The sequence below is a fragment of the Streptomyces sp. NPDC026206 genome, assembly GCF_040638465.1.
GTDB lineage: Bacteria > Actinomycetota > Actinomycetes > Streptomycetales > Streptomycetaceae > Streptomyces.
The window spans coordinates 163993-186078 of record NZ_JBEZYL010000007.1 but is presented as its reverse complement, the minus strand read 5'-3'; the positions used below and the strand labels follow the sequence as shown (position 1 = coordinate 186078).

Genomic DNA, 22086 nt, shown 5'->3' with positions numbered 1-22086 from the left:
CGGATTCATGGGGCAACCTCGAGTGTGGGCAGGTAGGTCGACGCCCAGGCCGACACGTAGGCGTCCAGGTAGGGCTGGAGCGGTTCGTCGACGACCACGCCGCGGAAGTCGATCTGTTCGGCGGTGCGGGACATCACGACGTAGTCGTGGAAGCCGTCGCCGCCGGCCTCCGGGCGCATCGCCGGGTAGAGGGCGCTGGGGATGAAGCCCTGGGCGAGGAAGGCCGAGAGCAGTCCGTGCTCCGACAGGGGCAGCAGGGCCTCGACGTAGCCGGCGCCGGCGCGGGTCAGGGTCCGGGTGATCGGTTCCAGGTACGCGGCGGCGGTGGCCGGGTCGGGGTGGGCGGCGACCAGGGCGCAGTAGCGTCCGGTGCGGTTGAGGTAGGCGTACACCTCGAAGCCGCCGTCGTCGGCCACCAGCAGGGTGTTGGGGGTGTGCAGGGGGTAGAACCACTGGGCGGCGTCGGGGAAGCGCTCGCGGAAGCGGCGGCGGACGAAGGCCGGCGCCTCGACGGTCTCCAGGCGTGCGGCCGCGGGGGGCCGCGGTGCCGGGAGCGGGGCGGTGACGCGGGTGTCCGGGAAGCCGATGCCCAGGGTGCGTTCGACGGTGCGCAGGAGCGGCGCGAGCGGGGTGGGCACCTCGGGGACGGGGATGCGGCGGTCCAGCACCCCGGCCGAGTGACGCGCGTAGAGCGCGAGGCTCTCCCGGTTGCTGAGGTCCACGGCGTTGGGCAGGATGCCCACCGGCCGGAAGCCGTTACGGGAGACGACGCGCTGCGGGCCGGCACTGACGGTGCGGACGGTGGCGTACACCGAGTCCAGCCGCCCGGTGCCGAGCATCCGCGCGCACAGCTCCTCGGTCAGGGCTCCGGCCAGTCCGCCCGCCCGGTGGTCGGGATGGACGGCGAGGCCTTCGAGGCGGCCGGTGCGGCTGCCCGGCTCGCCGTGGATCGCCGCGGACGCGGCGAGGTTTCCGCTGCGCCCGCAGCGTGCGACGAGCCACAGGGTGTGCGGGTCCTCGATGAGCCGGGACATCTCGGCGGGGTCGGTGCCCAGGGCGGTGGGATAGTGCGGGCCGTAGACGGCGTAGTAGAGCTGGCGCAGATCGGCGATGTCGGCGGGGGTCGCCCTGTCGATCGTGGCGGTCACCGCTCTCCTCCTGTGCTGACGAGCGGGGCGGGTCCGGATTGCACGGCGGCGCTGGGGGTGTCGTCGGCCGTGCCCTCGCGCAGCAGGGCCAGCGCGCAGGCGGCGGGCACGAGCCCGGCGGCCTGGATCAGGCACAGCGTCTGCGCGGAGAGGTGGTCGCCGAGCAGGCCGAACAGGAGTGAGGCGACGGGGAAGGTGGCGCCGAGCACGGCCTGCATCACGGCGAAGAAGCCGGGCTTGTCGGGCGTGGGCACGAGCCGCTGGAACAGCGCCACGAAGCGGACCCCGATCACGCCGACGCACCAGCCGGCCACGATCAGGCAGCCGGCGATGACGAACCGTCCGGCGAACAGGCCGGGGGCCACGAGCACGGCGGCCATCACGCCCAGGAGCCAGGCGCCGAGGACGGTGGGGCGGCCGGGCACGCGGGCGCCGGTGAAGGAGCCGATGAGCGTGCCGGTGCCCAGCGAGGCCTCCAGCAGGGCGACGGTGCCGCCGCCGTCGTCGAGCACGTTCTTGGTGTAGAGCGGGATGACGATGAAGACGGCGGTGGTGAAGAGGTTGGCCGCGGTGAAGCAGAACAGGATCCGGCGGACGAACGGCAGGTCGGCGAGGATGCGGCGCAGCGTGCGCCGCGGCTCGTCGGCGGCCGCGGCGTCCTCCTCGCCGGGCGTGGCCGCGGGCCGGAAGCGGACGGTGGCGATGAGCACCGCGGCGGTCAGATAGGCCGCCGCGCAGCCGACGGCGAGCCCCGCGACCCCGGCGCGGTCGACGATCAGGGCGCCGAGCAGCGCCCCGCCGAGGCCGGCCAGCGACTGGGTGGACATCTCGAAGCCGGTCGCGGCCTCGATGTCCTCGTCGTCGACGAGCTCGGGCACGGACGTGGTCAGGCACGGGTCGAAGAAGGACTGGCACGCGGCCAGGGCCAGCGTCGCGGCGTACGCGGCCGCGAGCGGCAGTTCGCTCGCGTACGCCGCGACGGCCAGCGCGGCCGCGGCGGTGCCCGCGGTGCCGGCGGCCACCCGCAGCACCGAGCGGTGCGCGAAGCGGGCGACGGTCCGCGCGACGACGGGTGCCAGGGTGACTGCGGGCAGGGTGCTGACCGCCATGAACAGCCCGGACGCCAGTCCGCGCCCGCCGCTGACGGCGTAGGCGATCAGCCACCAGGACACGCCGACCTGGAACATGCGGACCGCGGCCTGGGTGAGGACCTGGCCGAGCCATACGGTGCCGAAGGCGCGGTTGCGCAGGACGAGCGGCAGCCGGCGGGCTTCGCCGGTGGTCGTGGCGGTCATGAGGTCGGCCTCTCGTCGATGACGCGTACGAGCTTGCCGGAGCGGGAGTTGACGACCAGGTCGCTGTGGCGCGCCCACTCCACGGTCAGGGGGTGGACGTAGCCGGCGCGGACGCTGTCGGGGTACAGCGGCCGGGCGGTGTTCAGCTCGGTGACGACGGCCTCGGCGAGGGCGTCGAGCGAGGCCGGGTCGTCGTCGCCGGGGGCGGTGGCCAGGCGCAGCACGAGTTGGTCACGGCCGTCCCGGCGGCGTACGACGAGCTGGGTGCCCATGACGCGGCCGCCGGTGTCCGCCTCGGCGACGGCGGCGAGGGCGTCCTGGGAGTACAGCGACACGGGGCCCACGCGCACGCCTTCCTCGGCCCGGCCGAGGATGCGGAAGTGCCCGGCCGCGACGTCGGTCCACTCGGCACGGTCGCCCGCGGGGTAGCGGATGACGGGCATGAGCTTGCGGAAGAGCTGGGTGACCAGGACGCGCCCGGGCCGGCCCGGCTCGTGGATGGGCTCGCCGGTCGTCTCGTCGACGATCTCGACGACCGTGTGCGGGGTGAAGGCGCGGTGCACGCGGGGGTCGGGGCCCGGTACGGGGCGGCCGAGGAGCCCGGCGTCGACGCTGGCGTAGCCGAGGGAGCGCGGCTCGGCGTTGGGGAAGGCGGCGGCGAGCAGGCGCCGCTGGTCGGAGAAGAGCGCCTCGCCGCCGAAGAACAGCAGCTCGACCGAGGGGAGCTGACAGTCGGTCGACAGCAGGTACTCGGCGAGCCGGCACAGAGTGGTGGGGGTGCCCGCGACCACCTGGGCGCCGAAGTCCTGGAGCGTGGGGACCGTCGTCTCCAGCGGTGCCGCCCCGCCGATGGGCAGCCGCACGTTGTCGACGGGGGCGTGGGCGAGCGAGTCGAGGATGAACAGGAAGCTGGCGTAGAGCTCACCGGCGTAGAAGAGGTCCGCCACGCGGTGGCCGGGGCGCAGTCCCGCTTCGACGAGCCCCTGGCCGAACGCGGTGACGAACTCCCGCCATTCCTCGCGGGTGTAGCACGAGAACTTCGGCGCGCCGGTCGTGCCACCGGTCTTGTAGACGACCGCTTCGCCGAGCGGTGCGGTCAGCACGCGGTTGTCGTGGAGGGTGTTGGCCTTCCAGAAATCGTCCTGGTCCACGGCCGGGAGGTCGGCGAGGCGGTCCACGACGGGGGGCAGGTCCGCGTAGAGCTCCGAGTAGAAGGACGAATTATGGCGGGTATAACGTATGAGGTCCGAGAGCTGATGGACGGGCATGCGGCCTTTGCCTAGGTGAAGCGGACGGGTCGGGAGACTTTGCGGCAGGGTGATGCGCGGCGAGGATCAGTGAATTCGCCGACAGACATGCCTGTGCTGGGCGTTCCGCGGGGTGCGTTCGCATCGCACTCCCGACGTCGTTGCGGCGTCACACGGGACGCACGTTCACGAGGGAACGCCGTAGAAGATATCGCAAAGTAGCCGCTCTCCTGACCACATGTCAGGCGCTAGTGGCCAAAAACCTTCGTTTCTTTCGTCCCGGCGGTCCTCGGCGCACCGCACCCGGCACCCTCCCCGAGCGGGCGCGCCCGGCCGGCGGGCCTGGGCCCAGGTCTCTCACACCGTCCTGGCACGAGCTGCCAGCGGCTGCTCCGTGCCGCAGTGCCGGCACTTCGCGGGGCTGCCGCCGGGAGGTCTTCGGACAGACGCGCCGGGCAGACCTTGAGCGGCACCGGATCGCCGAACACGACCACTCCGCGCCGCGCCTGGGCGTGCTTGTAGGGCACGAGGGGGGCGCGCAGCACGCTATCTGCCCCACCGCCCTGTCGTGCGGCACGGCGCGAGGGTTGTGCGCGGCTCACATCGCCGGGTGGGCCTCCACATGAGTGACTTCTTCGATGTCGTGCCCGGCCTTCTTCAGCAGTTCCCGGGAGAGCTCGTTCAGGGCTCGTGCCGCCGCGAGCTCCTCACCGACGCGCTGCTGCTCGGGGTCGTCGGGGTGGCGGGTGGCATGGCCACGGGCTCTCAGCTCCGTGCCGTCCTGAAGTCTGAGCATCGCGGCCGCACGCGTCCGCTTCTCGACCTCTTCGAATTCGACCTCGACGTGCCAGCCAACGATCGTCTGCATGGCGTCCACCTCCTGCGTTACCCCTCCAGCGTGCACCAGGCGGGCCGAATGCGCATGTGCCGTGGCGGCGGCCCCCTGCTGCCGCCCGCCCGTCCCGTGGCGCCTAGACCGCGGCGGCCCCGAATTCGCGCACCGCCTTCTCGACGATGGCCTCCAGCCGTGCGTGGTGCGCGCCGCGCCAGTACACCCGGCCGCAGGCCTCGCACTGCGCGAAGACGTCGTACGTACGGCGCGTGCCGTGCTCCAGCTGCTCGCGGACCGCGTCCTTCTCGGCGTCCTGGAGCGGGCCGTTGCAGGCGGTGCACCGCGTCCACGGTGCGAGGCGGGGCGCGAAGCGGCTCAGCACGTCCCGCAGCTGCTCCTCGGGCCGGTCGCTGTAGACGTACGCGCCCGCCCAGAGCTCCCGCCGGCGCAGCAGCCCACGGTCGCGGGAGAGCAGCACCCGGCGCTGCGAGGCGGACAGCGCGGCCAGGGCCGGGTCGCCGATGTCGTCGCTCTCGTACGCCGCGTCGACTCCCAGCAGCCGCAGCCGGCGCGCGAGGGTTCCCAGGTGCACGTCGAGCAGGAACCGCAGCGGCGCTCCGGGCACCTCCTGCGGGCGGGTGACCGCCCGGACCTCCACCTCTTCGCCCGCCCCCGGCACGTGGGACGGCGCCACCTGCCGGCCGTCGACGAGCAGCCGGCCGACCTCGGTGAGCGGGACGCCGAGGGACTCGACCACGTGGCCCAGGGTGGAGGCACCGTCGGTGACCACGGCCGCGCGCGGCCGGCGACGCTCGGCGGCGATGAAAACCTGCAGCTCAGGGGCGACGCTCAGCTGGATCTCGGGTCCGTTCACGCCCACAGCATGCCACCGGGCCGGGCCCGGGCGCCCGGGACTTTCCGGAGCCCGGACGCCGGTGGTGTCACAGCGCGGCCGGGCCGGCCGTGATCGTGGTCATCTCCCAGGCGCCGAGGTGTTCATGGTCGTCGTGGCGCTCCTGCCGGTAGCGGCCCGCGGAGATGCCGTAGGCGCGTTTGAAGGCGTGGGCGAAGGCGAATTGCGAGGTGTAGCCGATGCGCTGGGCGACGGCTGCCAGGGGGGCGTCGGACTCCCGGAGGATCCGCGCCGCCAGGGTCAGCCGCCACCATGTGAGGTAGGTCAGCGGGGGCCTGCCGACCAGAGCGGTGAAGCGGCGCGCGAACGCGGCGCGCGAGAGCCCGGCCCGGGCGGCGAGCCCGGCCACCGTCCACGGCTTCGACGGCTCGGCGTGCAGGGCGCGCAGCGCCGCGCCCACGGCCGGGTCGGCCAGCGCCCCGCACCAGCCGGTGGTCGTCCGCCGGGCCGTCCGTTCCTCGTACCACGCGCGCATCAGGTAGACGAGCAGCAGCTCCAGGAGCGCGGGCAGGGCCGCGTCGGTGCCCGGCCCGGGGGCCTGGAGTTCGTCGCCGAACAGGGTGATGGTGGCGTTCAGCGCGGAGTTCCGGCCCGGCCGCGCGGGCAGGTGGATGACCTCGGGGAAGTCCCCCAGCATCGGGTGCGCCCGGGACCGGTCCAGGCGGAAGGCGCCGCACAGCAGCACGGTGGGCGCGGGTGACTCGCCGGCGAGGGCGTGGGCCGTGCCGTGCGGGAGGAACACCGCGTCCCCCGCCGCGAGCTCCACGGGTCCGCCGCCTTCGCGCGGGATGAGCCGGCAGGTGCCCCGCAGGACGATGTGGAAGCCGGCCCCGGCGTAGGGCCCGATGTCCGTCCGCCACCTTCCGCGCCGCTCGGCGAACGCCGAGTAGGGCCGGCCGGTGCGGAGCGCCGCCATGGTGTCACTGAGCACGTCCATGGGCCGAGTATGCGCACCGGCCCTCGCGGTCAGGAAGGCGCCCCCGGCGAGACGATGACGTATGGACAGGGCACGGACGCGCATTGGCCGTCTCATCGCGGCCGCATAACGTCGGGGACATGCAGAAGATCACCTTGGGCGACGTGGACATCACCCGCGTCGTGGAATGGCACGCACCGGTAGCCCCCACCTCCGACATCTTCCCCACGAGCACCCCCCGCATGTGGCAGGACAACGCGTCCTTGCTGGCACCGGACTTCTGGGAGCCGCAGACGGACTCCCTCATCGCCGCCGTGCAGACGTGGGTGCTGCGCAGCGGAGGCAGAACGGTCCTCGTCGACACGGGGCTGGGCAATGACAAGGAGCGGCCGCACATGCCCCCGTGGTCCCGGCTGCGGACGGACTTCCTCGGCCGGCTGGCCGCCGCCGGGGTCCGCCCGGAGGATGTGGACGTCGTGGTGAACACCCATGTGCACGCCGACCACGTCGGCTGGAACACCCGCCTGGAGAACGGGGAGTGGGTGCCCACCTTCCCCAATGCCACCTACCTCATCGCCAAGGCCGACTTCGACTACTGGAACCCCGTCAACAACCATCGCAAGCGCGGTGCGCTGGGCAGCGTGGGCGTCGGCCTGGCGGGCGGCACCATGTTCGAGGACAGCGTCGCCCCCGTGCACCGGGCCGGTCAGGCCGTGCTGTGGGAGGGCGGCTACCGCATCGACGAGCACCTGAGCCTGGAGCTCGCGCCGGGCCACACCCCCGGCTCGTCGGTCCTGCGGCTGGAGTCCGGCCCGGACCGCGCCCTGTTCATCGGCGACCTGGTGCACAGCCCCCTGCAGATCGCCCACCCGGACTGCGACACGTGCCTGAGCGAGGACCAGGCGCAGGCCACCGTGTCGCGGCGGCGCATCCTGGAGCAGGCCGCCGACACACGTGCGTTGGTCTTCCCTGCGCATCTGGCCGGCCACGGCGCCGCCGAAGTGCGCCGGGCGGGCGACAGGTTCGCCATAGCCGACTGGGCCGCGTTCGACCGGATTCAGTGAGCTGGGGCGCGGGCGCGTTCGTCACGCTGCGCCTCTTCTCCCGATTCTCCTCCTTTTTCTCCCCCTCTCGGCAGTACGGGTGACTGCCGCTCCGGCGGCGCGCGTGTCGCCGGAGCCCCGGCCGGTGACGGGGGGACGCTGCTGGGCAGGAAACAACCGGAAAAGAGTGCTATGGCATGAGTGAACGGTATGCCTGGCGTCCGGTGGCCGCCCCCGATCGAGGAGAACGATCGATGGAACCCGTGTACGACCTGATCGCCCGTCTGCTCACCGACCACTTCGGCGTCCCCGAGGATGAGATCACCCCGGACTCCACCTTCGAGCAGCTCGAGGTCGACTCGCTCGCCAAGGCCGAGATGGTCACCCTGATGGAGGACCACCTGCATCTGACGATCGGCCAGGAACTGCAGGGCGCCACGCTCCGCGAGGTGGTCGCCACCGTCGAGCGGCTGCTCACGGCGGGAATCGGCCCCCAGCAGCGCGCGGACGGATCCACGGCACTGGCCGGGCCGGCGCGGTGAGCGAACGCGAGGTCGCTGTCACCGGCATCGGCATGGTGACCCCGGCCGGCCCGGACCGCGAGTCGACCTGGGACGGGCTGTGCGCAGGTGTCGGCCTGGCCGCGTACGACGAGGAGCTGGCCGGGCTGCCGGTCGACTTCTCCTGCAAGGTCCCCGGCTTCGACGCCGACGCGCTGCTGGGCAAGCGGATCACCTGGCGCAACGACCGCTTCATCCATCTGGCGATGGTCGCCGCGCGCGAGGCCGTCGCCGACGCCGCCCTGGACACCGCGGCCTGGGACGCGCCCCGGGTCGCGGTCGTCATCGGCGTCGGCAGCAACGGGGGCGACCGCTGGCCGCAGGAGTACCGGAACCTGGACGAGGGCCGTGTCGGGGCCATCTCGCCGACCGCCCTGCTGCGCTCGCTGCCCAACATGGTGGCCGGGGAGGTGTCCACGGACCTGCGGGCGCTGGGCCCCTGCCTCACCACCTCCACGGCCTGCGCCTCGGGGGCCACGGCGATCGGCACCGCTCGCGATCTGCTGCGCTCGGGTGCCTGCGACATCGCCGTCGCCGGCGGCACCGACTGCCCCCGGGTCCCGATGGGCTCGGCCACCTTCTACCGGATGCAGGCGCTGTCCGCGCGGCGCCACGACCCCGCCGGGGCGTCCCGGCCGTTCGACGCCGGCCGTGACGGCTTCGTCCTCAGCGAGGGCGCGGCCGTCCTCGTCCTCGAACGGCCGGGGCACGCGCGGGCCCGTGGCGCGCGCGTCCGCGGCTACCTCTCCGGCTACGGAGCCTCCAGCGACGGCTACCACGCCACCCGCCCGGACCCCGACGGCACGAGTGCCCGGCGCGCGATGCTCGCGGCGCTGGCGGACGCCGGGGCGGATGTGCCGGACGTACATCACGTCAACGCGCACGGCACGTCCACCCCCATCAACGACCGGGTGGAGGCCGAGCTGATCAGGACGGTGTTCCGCACGCCTCCCCCGGTCACCTCCCTCAAGGGCGTCATCGGGCACTCGCTCGGGGCCGCCGGCGCGATCGACGCCGCGGCCACGGTCATGTCGCTGGAGCGACAGCTCATTCCGCCCACCGCCAACCTCGACCGCCTCGACGACGGGATGGAGCTCGACGTGGTGACGAAGACACCCAGGCGACACCGCATGGACGGTGCGATCAGCAACGCGTTCGGCTTCGGCGGTCAGAACTCCGCCCTGTTCTTCCGGACCGCGTGACCGCGCACCCGGAGCTCGACGCGGCCGCCCTGGACCCGGACCCCTCGGGTGCCGGGGCCGCGCGCCCTGCCGCCGGGCCGGACGGCGGCGTCCTGCGGCGGCTGCGCCCCTGGCTCGTGCCCGCGGCCGCCACGGTGCTGACGGCGCTGCTCGCGCTGGCCGGCACCGGCACCTCCGAGCGGCTCGCCAACGGCGGCTACACCGCCACCGGCACGGAATCGGCCCGCGCCAACACGCTGCTGGCCGACCGCTTCGGCGCCGGGAGCCCCGACCTTCTCCTGCTCGTGAAGGCCGAAGGGGGCGTGGACACGGCCCGGGCGCGCGAGGAGGGCCGCCGCCTCAGCCGGCGGCTCGCGCGCTCCGCGGGGGTGGCGAGCGTGCGCTCGTACTGGGTGGACCGGGACCCGGCCCTGCGGTCCGGGGACGGCTCCCGGGCGGTGCTCGCCGCCGACCTCGCGGGCGCCGACCGGGACGCGGCACGGACGGCGGAGGCGCTGGTCCCCTCCCTCACCGGCACCCACGGCGTGCTCAGCGTCTCCGCGACCGGGCCGGCCTGGGTCACCGCCCAGGCCCGGCGGGTCGGTCAGGAGGATCTGGTGCGGGCGGAGCTGGTGGCCGCTCCCGTCACCCTGCTCCTCCTGGTGATCGCGCTGCGGTCGCTGGTGGCCGCGCTCGTGCCGCTGGCGATCGGCGCGGTCTCCGTCGTCGGCACCTTCGCGCTGCTGAAGCTGCTCACCCACGCCATGCCCGTGTCCGTCTTCGCCATGAACCTCACCAGCGCCCTGGGCTTCGGGCTGGCCGTGGACTACGGCCTGTTCCTCGTCACCCGCTACCGCGAGGAACTGCTCGCCGGCGGCACCGTCGAAGAGGCCGTACGGCGCACCGCGCGGCGGGCCGGCCGTACGGTCGCCGTGTCGGCGGCCGCCGTGGCGCTGTCGATGTCGGCGCTGCTGGTCCTGCCGCTGCCCTTCCTGCAGTCGATGGCCTGTGCCGGCATGGCGGTCGCGGTGTTCTCGGCGACCGCCGCGGCCGTACTCGTGCCCCCCGTCCTGGCGCTCATCGGCACCCGCATCAACCGCTGGGATCCGCTGGCCGCCCTGCGCGGGCGGCGCGTGTGCGGCCCCCCGCGCCCGGACAGCCCCGCCTGGCGGACCATCGCGGGTGCCGTCACACGGCGCCCTCTCTACTACGGCGGCGGGTGCGCGATCGTCCTGCTGATGTTCGCCTCGCCGTTCGCCCATGTGCACTTCGGCCTGCCGGACGAGCGCGTGCTGCCCGCGCACACCGAGGCGCACCGCACGGCCGCGGAGATCCGCGCGAGCTTCCCCGCCCGCGCCGAGCGGACCGTGACCGTCGTCCTGCCCGATACGCTCCCCGCCCGGGACGGTGCGGCGCTGCGGGCGTACGAGCACAAGGTGGCCGCTCTGGCCGGTGTGGAACGGGTGGCGTGGGCCCGTACCGCCGTGCCGCCCGGCATGGGCCGGGGTGCGGTGCTGCAGGTGTCGGGGCCGGAGAACCCCCAGTCGCAGGCGGCGCGGGACGTGGTGCGGCGGCTGCGGGCCCTGCCGGGCCCCGGTGGCGGACACCTGGTCACCGGGAGGGCCGCGCTGCTGGCCGACACCCGCGAGGCGGTACGGGCCCGGTTGCCGCTCGCGGCGGCCGTCGCCGCCGCGACGACGTGGGCGATGCTCTTCCTGCTCACCGGGAGTGTGCTGCTCCCCGTCAAGGCTCTGCTCATCGGGGCGCTGAGCCTGGGCACGAGCTTCGGGGCGATGGTGCTCGTCTTCCAGGAGGGCCGTCTGCGCGGTGTCCTGGGCGACTTCACCGTGACGGGGTCACTGGACATGTCGATGCCGCTGCTGATGTTCTGCATCGCGTTCGGCCTGGCGATCGACTACGAGATCTTCCTGCTGGCGCGGGTGAAGGAGCACTACGAGCTGACCGGCGACAACCGGCGGTCAGTGGTGGAGGGCGTCGCGCGGACGGGACGGCTGGTGACGACGGGTGCGCTCGCGGTGGCCGTGGTCACGGGAGCGCTGGCCACCTCGGGAATCACGATGCTCAAGCTGCTGGGCATGGGGCTGGCCACGGCCGTGCTGGTCGACGCGGTGCTGGTGCGGGGCGTTCTGGTGCCGGCGTACCTGACCCTGGCGGGGCGGCTCAACTGGTGGTCCCCGCCCTGGCTGAGGCGGGCGCACGCCCGCGTCAGTGCGCGCCTCGGGCTCGACGAGGGGCACTGACGCGGGCGTCCGCCCGTTCCGGGCAGGGTCAGATGGTCGCGGTGTCGATGACGAAGCGGTAGCGCACGTCGCTGGCCAGTACCCGCTCGTACGCCTCGTTGATCTGGTCGGCGCGGATCACCTCGATCTCGGAGACGATGCCGTGCTCGCCGCAGAAGTCGAGCATCTCCTGGGTCTCCGGGATGCCGCCGATCATCGATCCGGCGAAGGACTTCCGCGCGGCGATGAGGGCGAACGGGGAGACGGCCAGCGGGTGCTCCGGGGCGCCCAGCTGGACGAGGGTGCCGCCGGTCCTGAGCAGGCCCAGGTAGGCGTCCAGGCCGAGGTCGGCGGAGACCGTGTTGAGGATGAGGTCGAAGGTGCCGGCCAGCGCCTCGAACGTCGCCGGGTCGGAGGTGGCGTGGTAGTGGTCCGCCCCCAGCCGCAGCCCGTCGTCCTTCTTGCGCAGCGACTGGCTCAGGACGGTGACCTCGGCGCCCATCGCGTGCGCGATCTTCACTCCCATGTGGCCCAGGCCGCCGAGGCCGACGACGGCGACCTTCTTGCCGGGGCCGGCCTGCCAGTGGGCGAGCGGGGAGTAGAGGGTGATGCCGGCGCACAGCAGCGGGGCCGCCGCGTCCAGCGGGATGCTGTCGGGGATGCGCAGGGTGTAGTTCTCGTCGACCACGACGTGCGTGGAGTAGCCGCCCTGGGTGGGCTGCCCGTCCCGGCCGGTGGCGTTGTACGTCCCGACCATGCCGAGCTCGCCGGTGCAGTACTGCTGCAGACCGGCCCGGCAGTTCTCGCACTCCCGGCAGGAGTCGACGAAGCAGCCGACGCCGACCCGGTCGCCGGGGGCGTACCGGGTGACGGCGGAGCCGACCTCGGCGACCACGCCGGCGATCTCGTGGCCGGGGACGACGGGGAAGTGCCCGCCGTCGCCCCACTCGGCCCGGGCGGTGTGGATGTCGGAGTGGCAGATGCCGGCGTACTTGATGTCGATGAGGACGTCGTGCGCGCCCAGCGCGCGGCGGACGATGGTGGTCCGCTCCAGCGGGGCCTTCGGCGCGGGTGCCGCGTATGCGTGGACAGTGGTGTGCGTCATGCCATTGATCATGCGCCGGCCGGACGGGCGTAGCCAGAACTCCCCTGAGCCCACGCTTGCCGTTCCTACCACTGGCAGGACCACCCTGGCCCGCGGGAACCACCCGCATACTGGTGTTCATGGATCAGCGCACCGAACTGAGCGAGTTCCTCCGCTCCCGGCGGGCCCGGCTGCGGCCCGAGGACGTGGGGCTTTCCGCGTACGGCGGCCGGCGCCGGGTGCCGGGGCTGCGCAGGGAGGAGCTGTCCCAGCTCGCCGGTGTGAGCGTGGCCTACTACACCCGGCTGGAACAGGGCCGGGGGCAGAACGTGTCGGCAGCCGTGCTCGACGCGATAGCCGGTGCGCTGCGGCTCAACCGGGCCGAGCGGGACCACCTGAACCGGCTGGCGCGGCCGGCCGCCCGGACGTCGCGCGGCGGCGGGGGCCGCCCGCAGCGGGTGCGTCCGGCGGTGCAGCAGCTCATCGACACCATGGACAGCGTCCCGGCCTATGTCATCGGGCGCCGGCTCGACATCATCGGCTGGAACCGCTTCGCCTGTGCCCTGCTCGGCGACTTCCCCGCCCTGCCGCCTCAGCAGTGCAATCTGGCCTGGCAGGTCTTCCTGGATCCCGCCACCCGTGAGCTGTATGTGGAGTGGGAGAGCAAGGCGGCCGACATCGTGGCGCTGCTGCGGCTGGATGCCGGGCGCTATCCGGACGACCCGAAGCTGGCCGCCCTGGTGGGCGAGCTGTCGGTCAAGAGCCCGGAGTTCCGGGCGCTGTGGGCGGCGCACAATGTGCAGGACAAGGGCTTCGGAGTGAAGCGGCTGCTCCATCCGGTGGTGGGGGCGCTGACCCTCTCGTACGAGACGCTGGTGCTGCCCGCCGATCCCGAGCAGCAGCTGATCACCTACCACGCCGAGCCCGGTTCGCCGTCCGCCGAGTCCCTGCGGCTGCTGGCCAGCTGGGCGCTCGCGGGGGCCGAGGGTGCGGCGCCGCCGGCTCCGGCACCGCACCCCGGCGTTTAGTCGCGGTCAGGGCAGCTGGGCTCCGACCGCCTTGAGGGCGGCGGGTACCGGCTGGAAGAAGGTCTCGCCGCCGGAGCCGCAGTCGCCGCTGCCGCCGGAGGTGAGGCCGAGTGCGGTGTCCCCGTCGAAGAGGGCGCCGCCGCTGTCGCCGGGCTCGGCGCAGACGGTGGTGCCGATCAGGCCGTCGACCTGGCCCTCCTGGTAGTTGACGGTGACGTCGAGGGCGGTGACCTCGCCGCCGTGGACCTGGGTGGTGCTGCCGCTGCGCTGTACCTGTTCGCCGACGGTCGCCTCGCCGGCCTTGCTGATGGTCTGCCGGCTGCCGTTGTAGAGGTCGACGGCGCTGGGGTGGTCGGTGGTGGAGGTGTACTTCACGATGGCGTAGTCGTTGCCGGGGAAGGACGCCTTCTCGGTCTCCCCGACGCGCGAGCCGCTCTGGGAGGCGGACCAGGTGGCGGAGGCGTTGCCGCAGTGCCCGGCGGTCAGGAAGTAGGGCTTGCCCGCCTTGGTGACGTTGAAGCCCAGCGAACAGCGCACTCCACTGCCCCAGATGGCGTCGCCGCCCGCGATCAGCGGCCGGAGCTGCCCGGCCGTCCGCTTGAGGGTGGCCCTGTCGCCGAGGGCGGCGACGGCCTTCTCCACCGTGGCCAGCCGGTCGCCCCTGACGGTGCTGTCCACGGTGACGACGACCTTGTTGGTGCGCGGGTCGGCCGCCCAGGCGGTACCGGGGACGGCCGCCCGGGCGGCGAGTGCCGCTCTGGCCGAGGCCAGTTCGGCCGCCGAGTGCTCGACGATCACCGGCTCGGCGCCCGCCGCCCGGACCTCGGCCGCCGCGGCGCGGTCGAGGACGTTGACGATGAGCTTTCCTGCGGCGGCGTCGTAGTACGAACCCGCCGTCTCCACCCGCAGTTCGGTGCCGATCTTCTGCGCCAGCTCCGCCGCCGCGGCGGCGGACGGGACGGCCGGGTGGGGTCCGGGGGCCGCCGCGGCGCTCTGCAGGGTGAGGGATGCCGCGGTCATCGCCGCGGCGCCGGCGACGGCAAGAGCCGTGCGCCGCCTGGGTATGCGTGAGTGGTTCAACTCGTCGACCTCCTGTGAGGGGGGTGTGCCCGCCGCTCTTCGGCGTCCGGGCCCGGAGGGCTTCAGTCGGCACGCAAGCGACCGCACGTCGCGTTCATGCCAAGAGTTGCCGGACAAGCGTCCGCCCGGACAAGGCGGCGCACAAGAACACATCCGGTCGCACAGGATCGCTCAGGAGGGCGCACGGCCAAGGGCCGCGGACCCGCGCCCATGAGGCGGCGTCAGAGGTCAGCACGGTGAGCGCACGTGACCGGCCACCGCGAACCGTCGAGCGCATAACGGACGGTGAGGGCCCGCACCTGGCCGGTACTCGCCCTTCCGCGCCCCGGCGGCGGAGGCGGCTGGGGCGCAGGTTGCGGGCGGCTTCACACGGCGCACCGCGCACGCCGGACCGCGCGGCCCCTGCGGACCGCGCGGACCGCTCAGGAGCAGCCGCCGCCACCGCAGCTGGAGCATGAGCTGCCGGAGGAGCAACTGGAGGAGCTGCTTGAGCAGCTCGCCGAGGAGGAGGAGCAGCTGGAGCTGTGCGAACCGCTCGGACTGCCGCTGCCACTCGTGTCGTACGTGCCGCCGCAGCTCGCTCCCACGATGATCGTCGAGGAGGACGAGGAGGAACCGCTCCAGCGACTCGTGCTGGAGCGACGTGAGGAGGAGCGGGAGGTGCGTTTCTTCGACGCGTCCTCGAATTGCTTGCGCAGATTCTTGTCGGTCAGCTCACCGGTACCTCTGACCGCGACGACGCCCGCCGGGCCCTCGGGATGAATTCCGGGGTCCCGCACACTCCAGGGGCCCCGGGTCAGGAGTTCCCGGGCGACGGACTCCCCGTGATCGGTGCGGGGAATGAGCCCCTTGCGTGGCCGGCATTTCACCCTCACGACGGCTCCGGGAACCAGCAGCGCCAGAAGGATGAACGGTGCCGGGTAGCAGTCGCTCCGGAAGAGCAGCACCAAGGTGACGGCCGCCGTGACGGCCAGTCCCACCGCCTGCGTCACGGCGGCGCGGGGCCACAGCCGGCGGATATCGGGGGCCGTCAACAGTCCCTGTTTGACGAGCATGCGGTCGATCGGCTCCAGGGCGGCGTCCCGCCGCATTTCTCCGCGCACCGCTCGCAGGGAGTTGCTCCAGTCGGAACTGCACTGCTTCAGCAGTGCGCGCTCCATGGAATTGCGAGCGGCGGGGTCGACTACTTTGACCCTGCTGTTCGTCAGCGTGATCCGCCCGTCGTCCTGCATTCCGGTGATCACGGTGTCGGTGACCCGGCCCGCGCCGCCCATCAGGTAGGCCACGCCCAGCAGGTCCGGCCGGCCGCCCTCGATGACGGGCTTGCGGGGACCGCGTGCTTTCAGCCGTATGCGCAGGAGCCGGGCCGAGGGGACGCACAAGGAGAACAGCGCCGCTATGACAGCGATGGTCATGGGTCAATCGCCTTTCGCCCGGCGCGATACGCGTCCGGTACGCAGGGCCGCCGCGAGGCGGCGCAGGGGCCCGCCGGCCGGTGCGGCCGGGGTGGTTCGCCCGTCGGCCCAGGCCGCCAGTCGCCGGCGCTGAGGTTCCGGTACGGCGGCGGTGTGCAGCAGGTCGCGGGCGAAGTCCAGCGCGTCGCGGCGATAGCCGTCGGTCATCGGCCTGGCCCGGGCGTAGGCCAGGAACAGGCGCTGGAAGTCCTGGGCCAGGATGTCGCGCAGGGCGGGCGCCACCTTGGCGACGACGCCGGCGCGTTTGAGGAGCAGGGCCCGGCGCTGTACCTCCAGCCGTCCGGGGTCGAAGCCGGCCGGTGGCGGGCCGTCGGCGACCAGCGTGGAGAGCAGGGCGAGCTGGGCCCGTGCGAGCCGCCGGCGGGCCTCGTCGGTGGCGGGTTCAGACACGCTCGCGCACGCCTTCGACCACGGCGCGGACGGCATCCAGTTCGGCCGCCAGACCGCGGGCCGAGGGGAAGTCGTCGTCGCGTTCCAGCAGCACGCCGGGCGGTGCGACGCGGTCGCACAGCGCGGCGAGTACGTCCAGGACGGGGCGTGTCACGGGGTGGGCGTGGCTGTCGTGCCACAGCCCGTCCCGCTCGAAGCCGCCGGCCACATGGACGTAGGCGATGGCCTCGACGGGCAGCTCGTCCAGGGTGGCGGCCGGGTCCTCGCCGCGGTTGACGTGGTTCGTGTGGAGGTTGGCGACGTCGACCAGCAGCCGTACCCCGGTGCGCTCGACGAGTTCGGTGAGGAACCGGCCCTCCGTGAGCTCTTCGCCGGGCCAGGTCAGGAAGGCGGCGACGTTCTCCAGGGCGAGCGGGACGGGCAGGACCGCCTGTGCCAGGCGCACGTTCTCGCACAGCACGTCCAGGGCGTCCCGGGTGCGGGGCACCGGCAGCAGGTGTCCCGCCTCGGTCCGCGGTGACTTCGTCAGCGCACCCCCGGCCCGTACGAAGGCGATGTGCTCGGTGACGAGCGGTGCCCCGAGGGCCTCGGCCAGCTCGGCGAGCGCCACCAGCCGGCCCAGGTCGGGCCGGTCCGCGCCGCCGAGGCCGAGCGAGACGCCGTGCGGGACGACGGTCGTGCCGCGCTCGCGCAGGCGCCGGAGGGCGTCGGGGAGGTGGTCCGGGCAGATGTTCTCCGCCACCACCTCCACCCAGTCGACGCCGGGCAGACGCTCGATGTCGTCGGCGATCTCCGGCCGCCAGCCGATGCCCGTCCCCAAAGGAACACTCATGATCACACCCCCGTGGTCCCCGCAGCGCTTTTCGCGCATACGAAGGTCATTCCCCCCGTACACCTTACAAATCCTTGATCGGCGGGGTGATGAGCTTTGATGTGATCTTGGTGTCAGACAACGGGCGAGGCCGCGCCCTCCAGCAGGTCCGCGTGGTGGCGGCGGGCGACCGCCGGGTGGGCCCGCAGCCAGCCCTTGATCTCGTTGCGGCCGTACTCGGCGAACAGCGGGTTGGCCTCGTCCTGGGTGACGCCGGGGGCCCGGTGGGCGTGCGGGAAGGGCACGGGCTCGATGCGGGCGTCGAGGCGGGGGTTGTAGAAGAACGGCACCGAGTAGCGCTCCCGGGTGCCGGGAGGGCTGACCACACGGTGGTTGGTGGCCTTGAGGTAGCCGTTGGTGGCGACCTCCAGCAGCTCGCCCAGGTTGATCACGAAGGCGCCGGGCAGCGGCGGCACGTCGATGAAGGTCCCGTCGGGGTTCTCCACCTGCAGCCCGCCGACCTGGTCCTGGAGCAGCAGGGTCAGGAAGCCGTAGTCCTTGTGGGCGCCCACGCCCTGCGCGGCTCCGTCGGGCGCGCTGCCGGGGTAGCGGACCAGCTTCAGGTGCAGGTGGGGGCGGTCGGCGAAGGCATCGTCGTAGAAGTCCTCGGGAGCACCGATCGCGGCGAGCAGCTCGTGCAGCAGCCGCTCGGCGACCGAGCTGAGCCGGTCCACCCAGTGCAGGGCGGCGGTGCGCAGCGCGGGGAGGGCGTCGGGCCACTGGTTGGGGCCCTCCAGCCACCAGTAGCCGGGCTCGTCCGGGCCGGGGACGTGGGGCGCGCGCTCCGCTCCGATGTCGAGCTGGTCCCGCCAGTCGCGGCTGCCACCGGTGCGCTCGTCACCGGTACGGGTGTAGCCGCGGAAGTGGGGGGAGTTGAGGTTGCTGATGGCCAGCCGGTCGGCCTCGGGGAGAGCGAAGAACGCGCGCATCGTGCGCATCAGATCCTCGGTCTCGGCGGGCGTGATGCCGTGGCCGGTCAGGTGGAAGAAGCCGACGTCGCGGGCGGCGGTGTGCAGCGCGTCATGGAAGCGGGCGCGGGCGTCGGGGCCGGCGGAGGCAGCGGAGAGGTCGAGGACGGGAAGCTCGTTGATCATGAGGAGTCCACAGCGTGAAGGGCCCGGGTGAGCGTCCGGCGGTGGCCGGACGGCCCGCGGGTGCGCCGCAGGGTATGCGGGCAGAGCGGGGCCGGGCAGCGGCTAGGAATAAGCAGGAGAGCAGAGGGAAGACAGACGCGGCCTCGGCCCGGAGAGCGGGCTGGGCGCAGGCGCTGATGTCAGCCGGAGCGGCGACAGGACATGCTCGTGACACGGACGAAGTCCACGTGGCGGCGTTTGACGAGCATGTTCACATCGCCGAGGGTATACGCCCCCGGCGCGGATCCACCGCACCGAGGAGAGTGGTGCGCGTCACACGCCGTTCACACTCGGCGCTTGTCGACCACCAGGGTCCGCTCGTAGTGGCTCATCTCCTCGATGTCGCCGGCGTAGGGCCGGACCTCGGCGAGGAAGGGCGGGAAGTGCGGGCCGTGGCGGAAGCCGTGCTCGTGGTCCTCGACCGAGGACCACTCGATGCGCAGGACGTAGCGCTCGGGCTCCTCCACGCCGCGCGACAACTCGTAGGCCAGGCACTGCGGTGCGGCGTACAGGTGGCCGGCCGCCGCCGCGCAGGCCTTCTCGAAGGCGCTGCGGCGGCCGGGGTCTGCGATGCGGTAGCGGATGTATTCAACGGTCACCGAACGCTCCTCCATCGGCATCGCCGATGCACCGGGAGTTCATAAGCCCGCCCGGACGCATCCTGGGGGCGCTGTCCGAGCGGGCCGACGGCTGAGAATCCCGCCGTGCGGCGCACGCTACCAGCCGGAGCGGTACGGGCCCCGGCGCCATCACGCAATTGGGCGCCGCACCGTCGGAAGGCGCTCTCGGACAAGGAGGTTGGGCGGCATCTGCATCCGAACGGCCCGCTGACTCGAACGAGTGAAAATCCGGAACTTCTCAATTCACCCGCAGTTACTCATGTCGCTTCCCGGTGGGAAACATCGATCGAAAGGCTTTTGGACGTGCTCAAGAAGGTACTCGCCACGGCCGCGATAACGGTTTCCGCGGTCGGCGCCGTCGCCTCCCCCGCGATGGCCATCGGCAACGGGCGAGATGTCACCAATGCCAATGACGCGGAGACCGGCTACGGCAACACCGAGACCGGGGGGCGTGGAAAGCCCGCAGATGAGCCTGATCCGGGGCACGCTCAACAAGCCGTGCACCGGCATGGGGAAGCTCGGCGTGCAGTCGCTGATCGCGCTGCTCGACATCCGCATCCAGGACCTGCCGGTCCTCACGCCCCCGCAGCAGTGGGTGGACAACTCCACGATCAAGGAGGGCGACGACCCGCTGTCGCACCTCCTCGACGAGATCCCGATCATCTCGGGCAACAGCTCGGGAAACAGCTCGGGCAACTGCTCGGACGGCACTGACGATCGCCACCGTTCCATGGAATCCCTCTGCTCCGGGTGTACGGGCCCCGGGGCGGGGGGATTCTTGTATCTCCGGGCGGCGACGAAATGAACTGCCCACCGTGATCCGGATCATCAGCTTGCCCGGCAATTCAATGGGGGCGGGCCGCGGGCCCGCGCTCGATCATGGGAGGCATCGCACTCGTGCTCGCACCATCCGCTCCCGCACTGGCCGTCAACGTTCTGGACGCCTCTTCGCTGCTGGCGGCCTTCGGCGCGCTCGGCATCGCCGTGGTGCTGTTCGCCGAGACCGGCCTGCTCGTCGGGTTCTTCCTGCCCGGCGACTCGCTGTTGTTCACCGCTGGTCTGCTGTCCAGGGCGGGCGCGCACTCCGGGCCGCACCTGGACCTCGCACAGGTGCTGGCCGCCGCCGCGGCCGGCGCGCTGGCCGGCGCCCAGTGCGGGTACGTCCTCGGGCAGCGGGGCGGCCGTACCCTGCTGGCCCGCACGCGCAACAAGCGGCTGCACGAAGGAGCGGCGCGGGCCGAGGAGTTGCTCGACCGGTACGGGCACGCCCGCGCGATCGTGGTGGCCCGTTTCGTGCCGGTCGTGCGGACCGTGCTCAACCCCCTCGCCGGGGCCCTCGGGGTCAGCCCGCGGACATTCGCGGTGTGGCAGGTGGCCGGCGGCCTGGTGTGGACGGTGGGACTGGTCCTGGCCGGCTACGGGCTGGGGTCCGCCGTGCCGGACGTGGACCGCTACCTGCTGCCGGTCGTGGGCCTCGTCGTCGCGCTCTCACTGCTCCCCCTCGGCCTGGAACTGCTGCGCGGCCGCCGCCGGACCGCCGCCGAGGCGAGCGCGTCCGCCGGTGCGGACGGGGGACGGCGATGACCGGCATATCCCTCGGCGGCCTCCCCGCGTTCACCCTGTTCCACGCGTTCCCCGCCTTCGACGGCTCGGGCATCGACGGTGGTCTGTACACCGACATCACCCGGGACGCACAGCACGCTCCGTGGCTGCTGAACGATACGGTCTCCACGTGGTCGGACTTCGGCCTCGGGCTGTTCGCCGCGCTGATGCTCGCCGCCTGGTGGCAGGCCCGGCGCTCGGACTCCCCGATGATGGCCAGGGCGCTGGCCACACCCTTGGTGGTGGCAGTGGTGTACGGAGTGGACATGATGCTCAAGACGCTGGTGCGGGAGGACCGGCCCTGCCGGTCGATCCCGCGGAGTTTCACCCTGGAGTCGTGCCCGGCTCCGGGCGACTGGTCCTTCCCCAGCAACCATGCGGTGATCGCCTTCGCGGCGGCCACGGCACTGTGGCTCGTCGACCGGCGTCTGGGCGCGGTGGCCGTGCTGGCGGCGCTGGCCATGGCCGCCTCCCGGGTCTGGATCGGCGTGCACTACCCGCACGACGTCGCGGGCGGCGCGCTGCTCGGCGTCGCGCTGGCCGTTCCCCTGACCGTGTTCGCGACCCGGGGCACCCCCTGGGTCGAGCGGGCCCGCAAGGGCCGGCTGCGCCCGTTCCTGCTGACCGCCGCGTGAACGGCCCGTGGCCCTCTCGGCGGGCATGGGCGATCGTCGTCCCGGCCGCCCTGGCGCTGGCCGTGCTGACGGCTCTGGTGGTGGCCGCACACGGAGCGCCGTTCCGGGTGGACGCGGCCCTGCACGACGCGGCGCTCGAGCAGCGGTCCGCCGGCAGCCTGGACGCCGCGATACTCGTGACCGACACGGGCACGGGCGTCATCCCCTACACCGTGGCGGCGCTGGCCGGCTGGATCGCCCGCCGCCGGGTGCAGGTCGCCCTGGCCTCGGTGGCGGTACTGGCCCTGGGGCAGCTGGTCCGGATGGCCCTGCGCGTCACCGTGGACCGGCCCCGGCCGCCCCTCGCCGACCGGGTCACCGATTCCTCCGGGGCGGCCTTCCCCTCGGGGCACGCCACCACCAGCGCCCTGGTCGCCGGGCTGCTGGCCTGGGCCCTGCTGCGCGTGGCGCCGCCCCTCGCGGGGCGCGTGGCCGCCGCCTGCTGCGCGCTGTGGGCGGTATCCGTCGCGGCCACCCGCGTCTTCCTGGGCGTCCACTGGCCCACGGACATCGCCGGAGGCTGGCTGCTGGCCACGTGCTGGCTGGTGCTGACGCTTCCGGTGCTGACCGCCTTCACGGACCGGCAGCCCCAGGCGCCCCGTCCCTGGGCCCGCCCCCGGGAGCGGGCCGGGAAGCAACCGGATTCGGGTGCAACCGCCGGCCGGTGAGGTCATTGCGCCGGGCAAAGAGCGCCGGCGGACCTCCGCGGGAATGCCGGACCCGGGCCCGGGCCGGTCGTTCCCACCCGCAACGC

19 protein-coding genes and 2 pseudogenes are annotated in these 22086 nt (G+C 73.0%); 9 read left to right on the top strand and 12 right to left on the bottom strand.

What is annotated here, in order from left to right; all coding sequences use genetic code 11:
- Positions 1 to 5: 5 nt before the first annotated feature.
- The 6 genes from AB0F13_RS13525 to AB0F13_RS13500 all read right to left on the bottom strand — a co-directional run bounded on the left by AB0F13_RS13525 (position 6) and on the right by AB0F13_RS13500 (position 6372).
- Positions 6 to 1148 carry a GNAT family N-acetyltransferase gene (locus AB0F13_RS13525; protein WP_362080019.1) on the bottom strand — a complete coding sequence of 381 codons (1143 nt, stop codon included), beginning with the start codon at positions 1146 to 1148 and terminating at the stop codon, positions 6 to 8.
- Complete coding sequence (locus tag AB0F13_RS13520; protein WP_362080016.1) at positions 1145 to 2443, bottom strand: MFS transporter; 1299 nt, start codon at positions 2441 to 2443, stop codon at positions 1145 to 1147. Before AB0F13_RS13520 ends, AB0F13_RS13525 begins: the two co-directional genes overlap by 4 nt.
- Positions 2440 to 3711 (bottom strand): AMP-binding protein, encoded by a 1272-nt coding sequence (locus AB0F13_RS13515; RefSeq protein WP_362080013.1) that lies wholly within the window; start codon positions 3709 to 3711, stop codon positions 2440 to 2442. Before AB0F13_RS13515 ends, AB0F13_RS13520 begins: the two co-directional genes overlap by 4 nt.
- Before the next feature lie 577 nt (positions 3712 to 4288).
- Positions 4289 to 4558 (bottom strand): DUF1876 domain-containing protein, encoded by a 270-nt coding sequence (locus AB0F13_RS13510; protein WP_362080010.1) that lies wholly within the window; start codon positions 4556 to 4558, stop codon positions 4289 to 4291.
- Positions 4559 to 4661: 103 nt separating this feature from the next.
- Positions 4662 to 5396 carry a Mut7-C RNAse domain-containing protein gene (locus AB0F13_RS13505; protein ID WP_362080007.1) on the bottom strand — a complete coding sequence of 245 codons (735 nt, stop codon included), beginning with the start codon at positions 5394 to 5396 and terminating at the stop codon, positions 4662 to 4664.
- Between the two features lie 67 nt (positions 5397 to 5463).
- On the bottom strand, positions 5464 to 6372 hold the full coding sequence (locus AB0F13_RS13500) for an AraC family transcriptional regulator (RefSeq protein WP_362080004.1): 909 nt from the start codon (positions 6370 to 6372) through the stop codon (positions 5464 to 5466).
- Between the two features lie 119 nt (positions 6373 to 6491).
- Here AB0F13_RS13500 and AB0F13_RS13495 point away from each other — a divergent pair, with 119 nt between their 5' ends.
- The 4 genes from AB0F13_RS13495 to AB0F13_RS13480 all read left to right on the top strand — a co-directional run bounded on the left by AB0F13_RS13495 (position 6492) and on the right by AB0F13_RS13480 (position 11396).
- The gene (locus tag AB0F13_RS13495; protein ID WP_362080001.1) at positions 6492 to 7415 is read left to right on the top strand and encodes an MBL fold metallo-hydrolase; all 924 of its coding nucleotides are present in this window, start codon (positions 6492 to 6494) and stop codon (positions 7413 to 7415) included.
- A 233-nt stretch (positions 7416 to 7648) separates the two neighbouring features.
- The gene (locus AB0F13_RS13490; RefSeq protein WP_362079998.1) at positions 7649 to 7936 is read left to right on the top strand and encodes a phosphopantetheine-binding protein; all 288 of its coding nucleotides are present in this window, start codon (positions 7649 to 7651) and stop codon (positions 7934 to 7936) included.
- On the top strand, positions 7933 to 9156 hold the full coding sequence (locus AB0F13_RS13485; protein WP_362079995.1) for a beta-ketoacyl-[acyl-carrier-protein] synthase family protein: 1224 nt from the start codon (positions 7933 to 7935) through the stop codon (positions 9154 to 9156). The genes AB0F13_RS13490 and AB0F13_RS13485 overlap by 4 nt, the downstream gene beginning before the upstream one ends.
- Positions 9153 to 11396 carry an MMPL family transporter gene (locus tag AB0F13_RS13480; RefSeq protein ID WP_362079992.1) on the top strand — a complete coding sequence of 748 codons (2244 nt, stop codon included), beginning with the start codon at positions 9153 to 9155 and terminating at the stop codon, positions 11394 to 11396. The genes AB0F13_RS13485 and AB0F13_RS13480 overlap by 4 nt, the downstream gene beginning before the upstream one ends.
- Positions 11397 to 11424: 28 nt before the next feature.
- Here the strand turns inward: AB0F13_RS13480 and AB0F13_RS13475 are convergent, their stop codons facing one another.
- Positions 11425 to 12480 carry an NAD(P)-dependent alcohol dehydrogenase gene (locus tag AB0F13_RS13475; RefSeq protein ID WP_362079989.1) on the bottom strand — a complete coding sequence of 352 codons (1056 nt, stop codon included), beginning with the start codon at positions 12478 to 12480 and terminating at the stop codon, positions 11425 to 11427.
- A 119-nt stretch (positions 12481 to 12599) separates the two neighbouring features.
- On the opposite strand from AB0F13_RS13475, the gene AB0F13_RS13470 reads away from it, so the two are divergent.
- A complete protein-coding gene (locus tag AB0F13_RS13470) occupies positions 12600 to 13487 on the top strand; it encodes a helix-turn-helix transcriptional regulator (RefSeq protein WP_362079986.1) in 888 nt (295 codons plus the stop codon).
- Between the two features lie 6 nt (positions 13488 to 13493).
- Here the strand turns inward: AB0F13_RS13470 and AB0F13_RS13465 are convergent, their stop codons facing one another.
- From AB0F13_RS13465 to AB0F13_RS13445, 5 genes and pseudogenes are all read right to left on the bottom strand, one after another.
- A complete protein-coding gene (locus AB0F13_RS13465; RefSeq protein WP_362079983.1) occupies positions 13494 to 14567 on the bottom strand; it encodes a S1 family peptidase in 1074 nt (357 codons plus the stop codon).
- A gap of 422 nt (positions 14568 to 14989) precedes the next feature.
- On the bottom strand, positions 14990 to 15982 hold the full coding sequence (locus tag AB0F13_RS13460; RefSeq protein WP_362079980.1) for a TIGR04222 domain-containing membrane protein: 993 nt from the start codon (positions 15980 to 15982) through the stop codon (positions 14990 to 14992).
- A 3-nt stretch (positions 15983 to 15985) separates the two neighbouring features.
- Positions 15986 to 17264, bottom strand: a pseudogene (locus AB0F13_RS13455) (DUF692 domain-containing protein).
- 113 nt (positions 17265 to 17377) lie between these two features.
- Entirely contained in the window at positions 17378 to 18397 is a 1020-nt protein-coding gene (locus tag AB0F13_RS13450; protein WP_362079977.1) for a 2-oxoglutarate and iron-dependent oxygenase domain-containing protein, read from the bottom strand.
- Positions 18398 to 18720: 323 nt separating this feature from the next.
- A complete protein-coding gene (locus tag AB0F13_RS13445; RefSeq protein WP_362079974.1) occupies positions 18721 to 19035 on the bottom strand; it encodes an antibiotic biosynthesis monooxygenase in 315 nt (104 codons plus the stop codon).
- Positions 19036 to 19359: 324 nt separating this feature from the next.
- On the opposite strand from AB0F13_RS13445, the pseudogene AB0F13_RS13440 reads away from it, so the two are divergent.
- From AB0F13_RS13440 to AB0F13_RS13425, 4 genes and pseudogenes are all read left to right on the top strand, one after another.
- A pseudogene (locus AB0F13_RS13440) lies at positions 19360 to 19744 on the top strand (rodlin); the annotation flags it as partial.
- 191 nt (positions 19745 to 19935) lie between these two features.
- Positions 19936 to 20640, top strand: coding sequence for a DedA family protein (locus AB0F13_RS13435; protein ID WP_362079971.1), 705 nt, complete (start codon positions 19936 to 19938; stop codon positions 20638 to 20640).
- Positions 20637 to 21293: a phosphatase PAP2 family protein gene (locus tag AB0F13_RS13430; protein WP_362079968.1), complete on the top strand. Its 657-nt coding sequence runs from the start codon at positions 20637 to 20639 to the stop codon at positions 21291 to 21293. Before AB0F13_RS13435 ends, AB0F13_RS13430 begins: the two co-directional genes overlap by 4 nt.
- Positions 21290 to 22000: a phosphatase PAP2 family protein gene (locus AB0F13_RS13425; RefSeq protein WP_362079965.1), complete on the top strand. Its 711-nt coding sequence runs from the start codon at positions 21290 to 21292 to the stop codon at positions 21998 to 22000. Before AB0F13_RS13430 ends, AB0F13_RS13425 begins: the two co-directional genes overlap by 4 nt.
- The last annotated feature ends 86 nt before the right edge of the window (positions 22001 to 22086 follow it).

What these genes read in the sequence shown, in the direction of transcription:
- AB0F13_RS13490 (WP_362079998.1), top strand. Translation starts at nt 7,649, where the DNA reads ATGGAACCCGTGTACGACCTGATCGCCCGTCTGCTCACCGACCACTTC.
- AB0F13_RS13435 (WP_362079971.1), top strand. Translation starts at nt 19,936, where the DNA reads ATGGGAGGCATCGCACTCGTGCTCGCACCATCCGCTCCCGCACTGGCC.
- AB0F13_RS13430 (WP_362079968.1), top strand. Translation starts at nt 20,637, where the DNA reads ATGACCGGCATATCCCTCGGCGGCCTCCCCGCGTTCACCCTGTTCCAC.
- AB0F13_RS13475 (WP_362079989.1), bottom strand. Translation starts at nt 12,480, where the DNA reads ATGACGCACACCACTGTCCACGCATACGCGGCACCCGCGCCGAAGGCC.
- AB0F13_RS13470 (WP_362079986.1), top strand. Translation starts at nt 12,600, where the DNA reads ATGGATCAGCGCACCGAACTGAGCGAGTTCCTCCGCTCCCGGCGGGCC.
- AB0F13_RS13460 (WP_362079980.1), bottom strand. Translation starts at nt 15,982, where the DNA reads ATGACCATCGCTGTCATAGCGGCGCTGTTCTCCTTGTGCGTCCCCTCG.
- AB0F13_RS13515 (WP_362080013.1), bottom strand. Translation starts at nt 3,711, where the DNA reads ATGCCCGTCCATCAGCTCTCGGACCTCATACGTTATACCCGCCATAAT.
- AB0F13_RS13450 (WP_362079977.1), bottom strand. Translation starts at nt 18,397, where the DNA reads ATGATCAACGAGCTTCCCGTCCTCGACCTCTCCGCTGCCTCCGCCGGC.
- AB0F13_RS13500 (WP_362080004.1), bottom strand. Translation starts at nt 6,372, where the DNA reads ATGGACGTGCTCAGTGACACCATGGCGGCGCTCCGCACCGGCCGGCCC.
- AB0F13_RS13495 (WP_362080001.1), top strand. Translation starts at nt 6,492, where the DNA reads ATGCAGAAGATCACCTTGGGCGACGTGGACATCACCCGCGTCGTGGAA.
- AB0F13_RS13520 (WP_362080016.1), bottom strand. Translation starts at nt 2,443, where the DNA reads ATGACCGCCACGACCACCGGCGAAGCCCGCCGGCTGCCGCTCGTCCTG.
- AB0F13_RS13510 (WP_362080010.1), bottom strand. Translation starts at nt 4,558, where the DNA reads ATGCAGACGATCGTTGGCTGGCACGTCGAGGTCGAATTCGAAGAGGTC.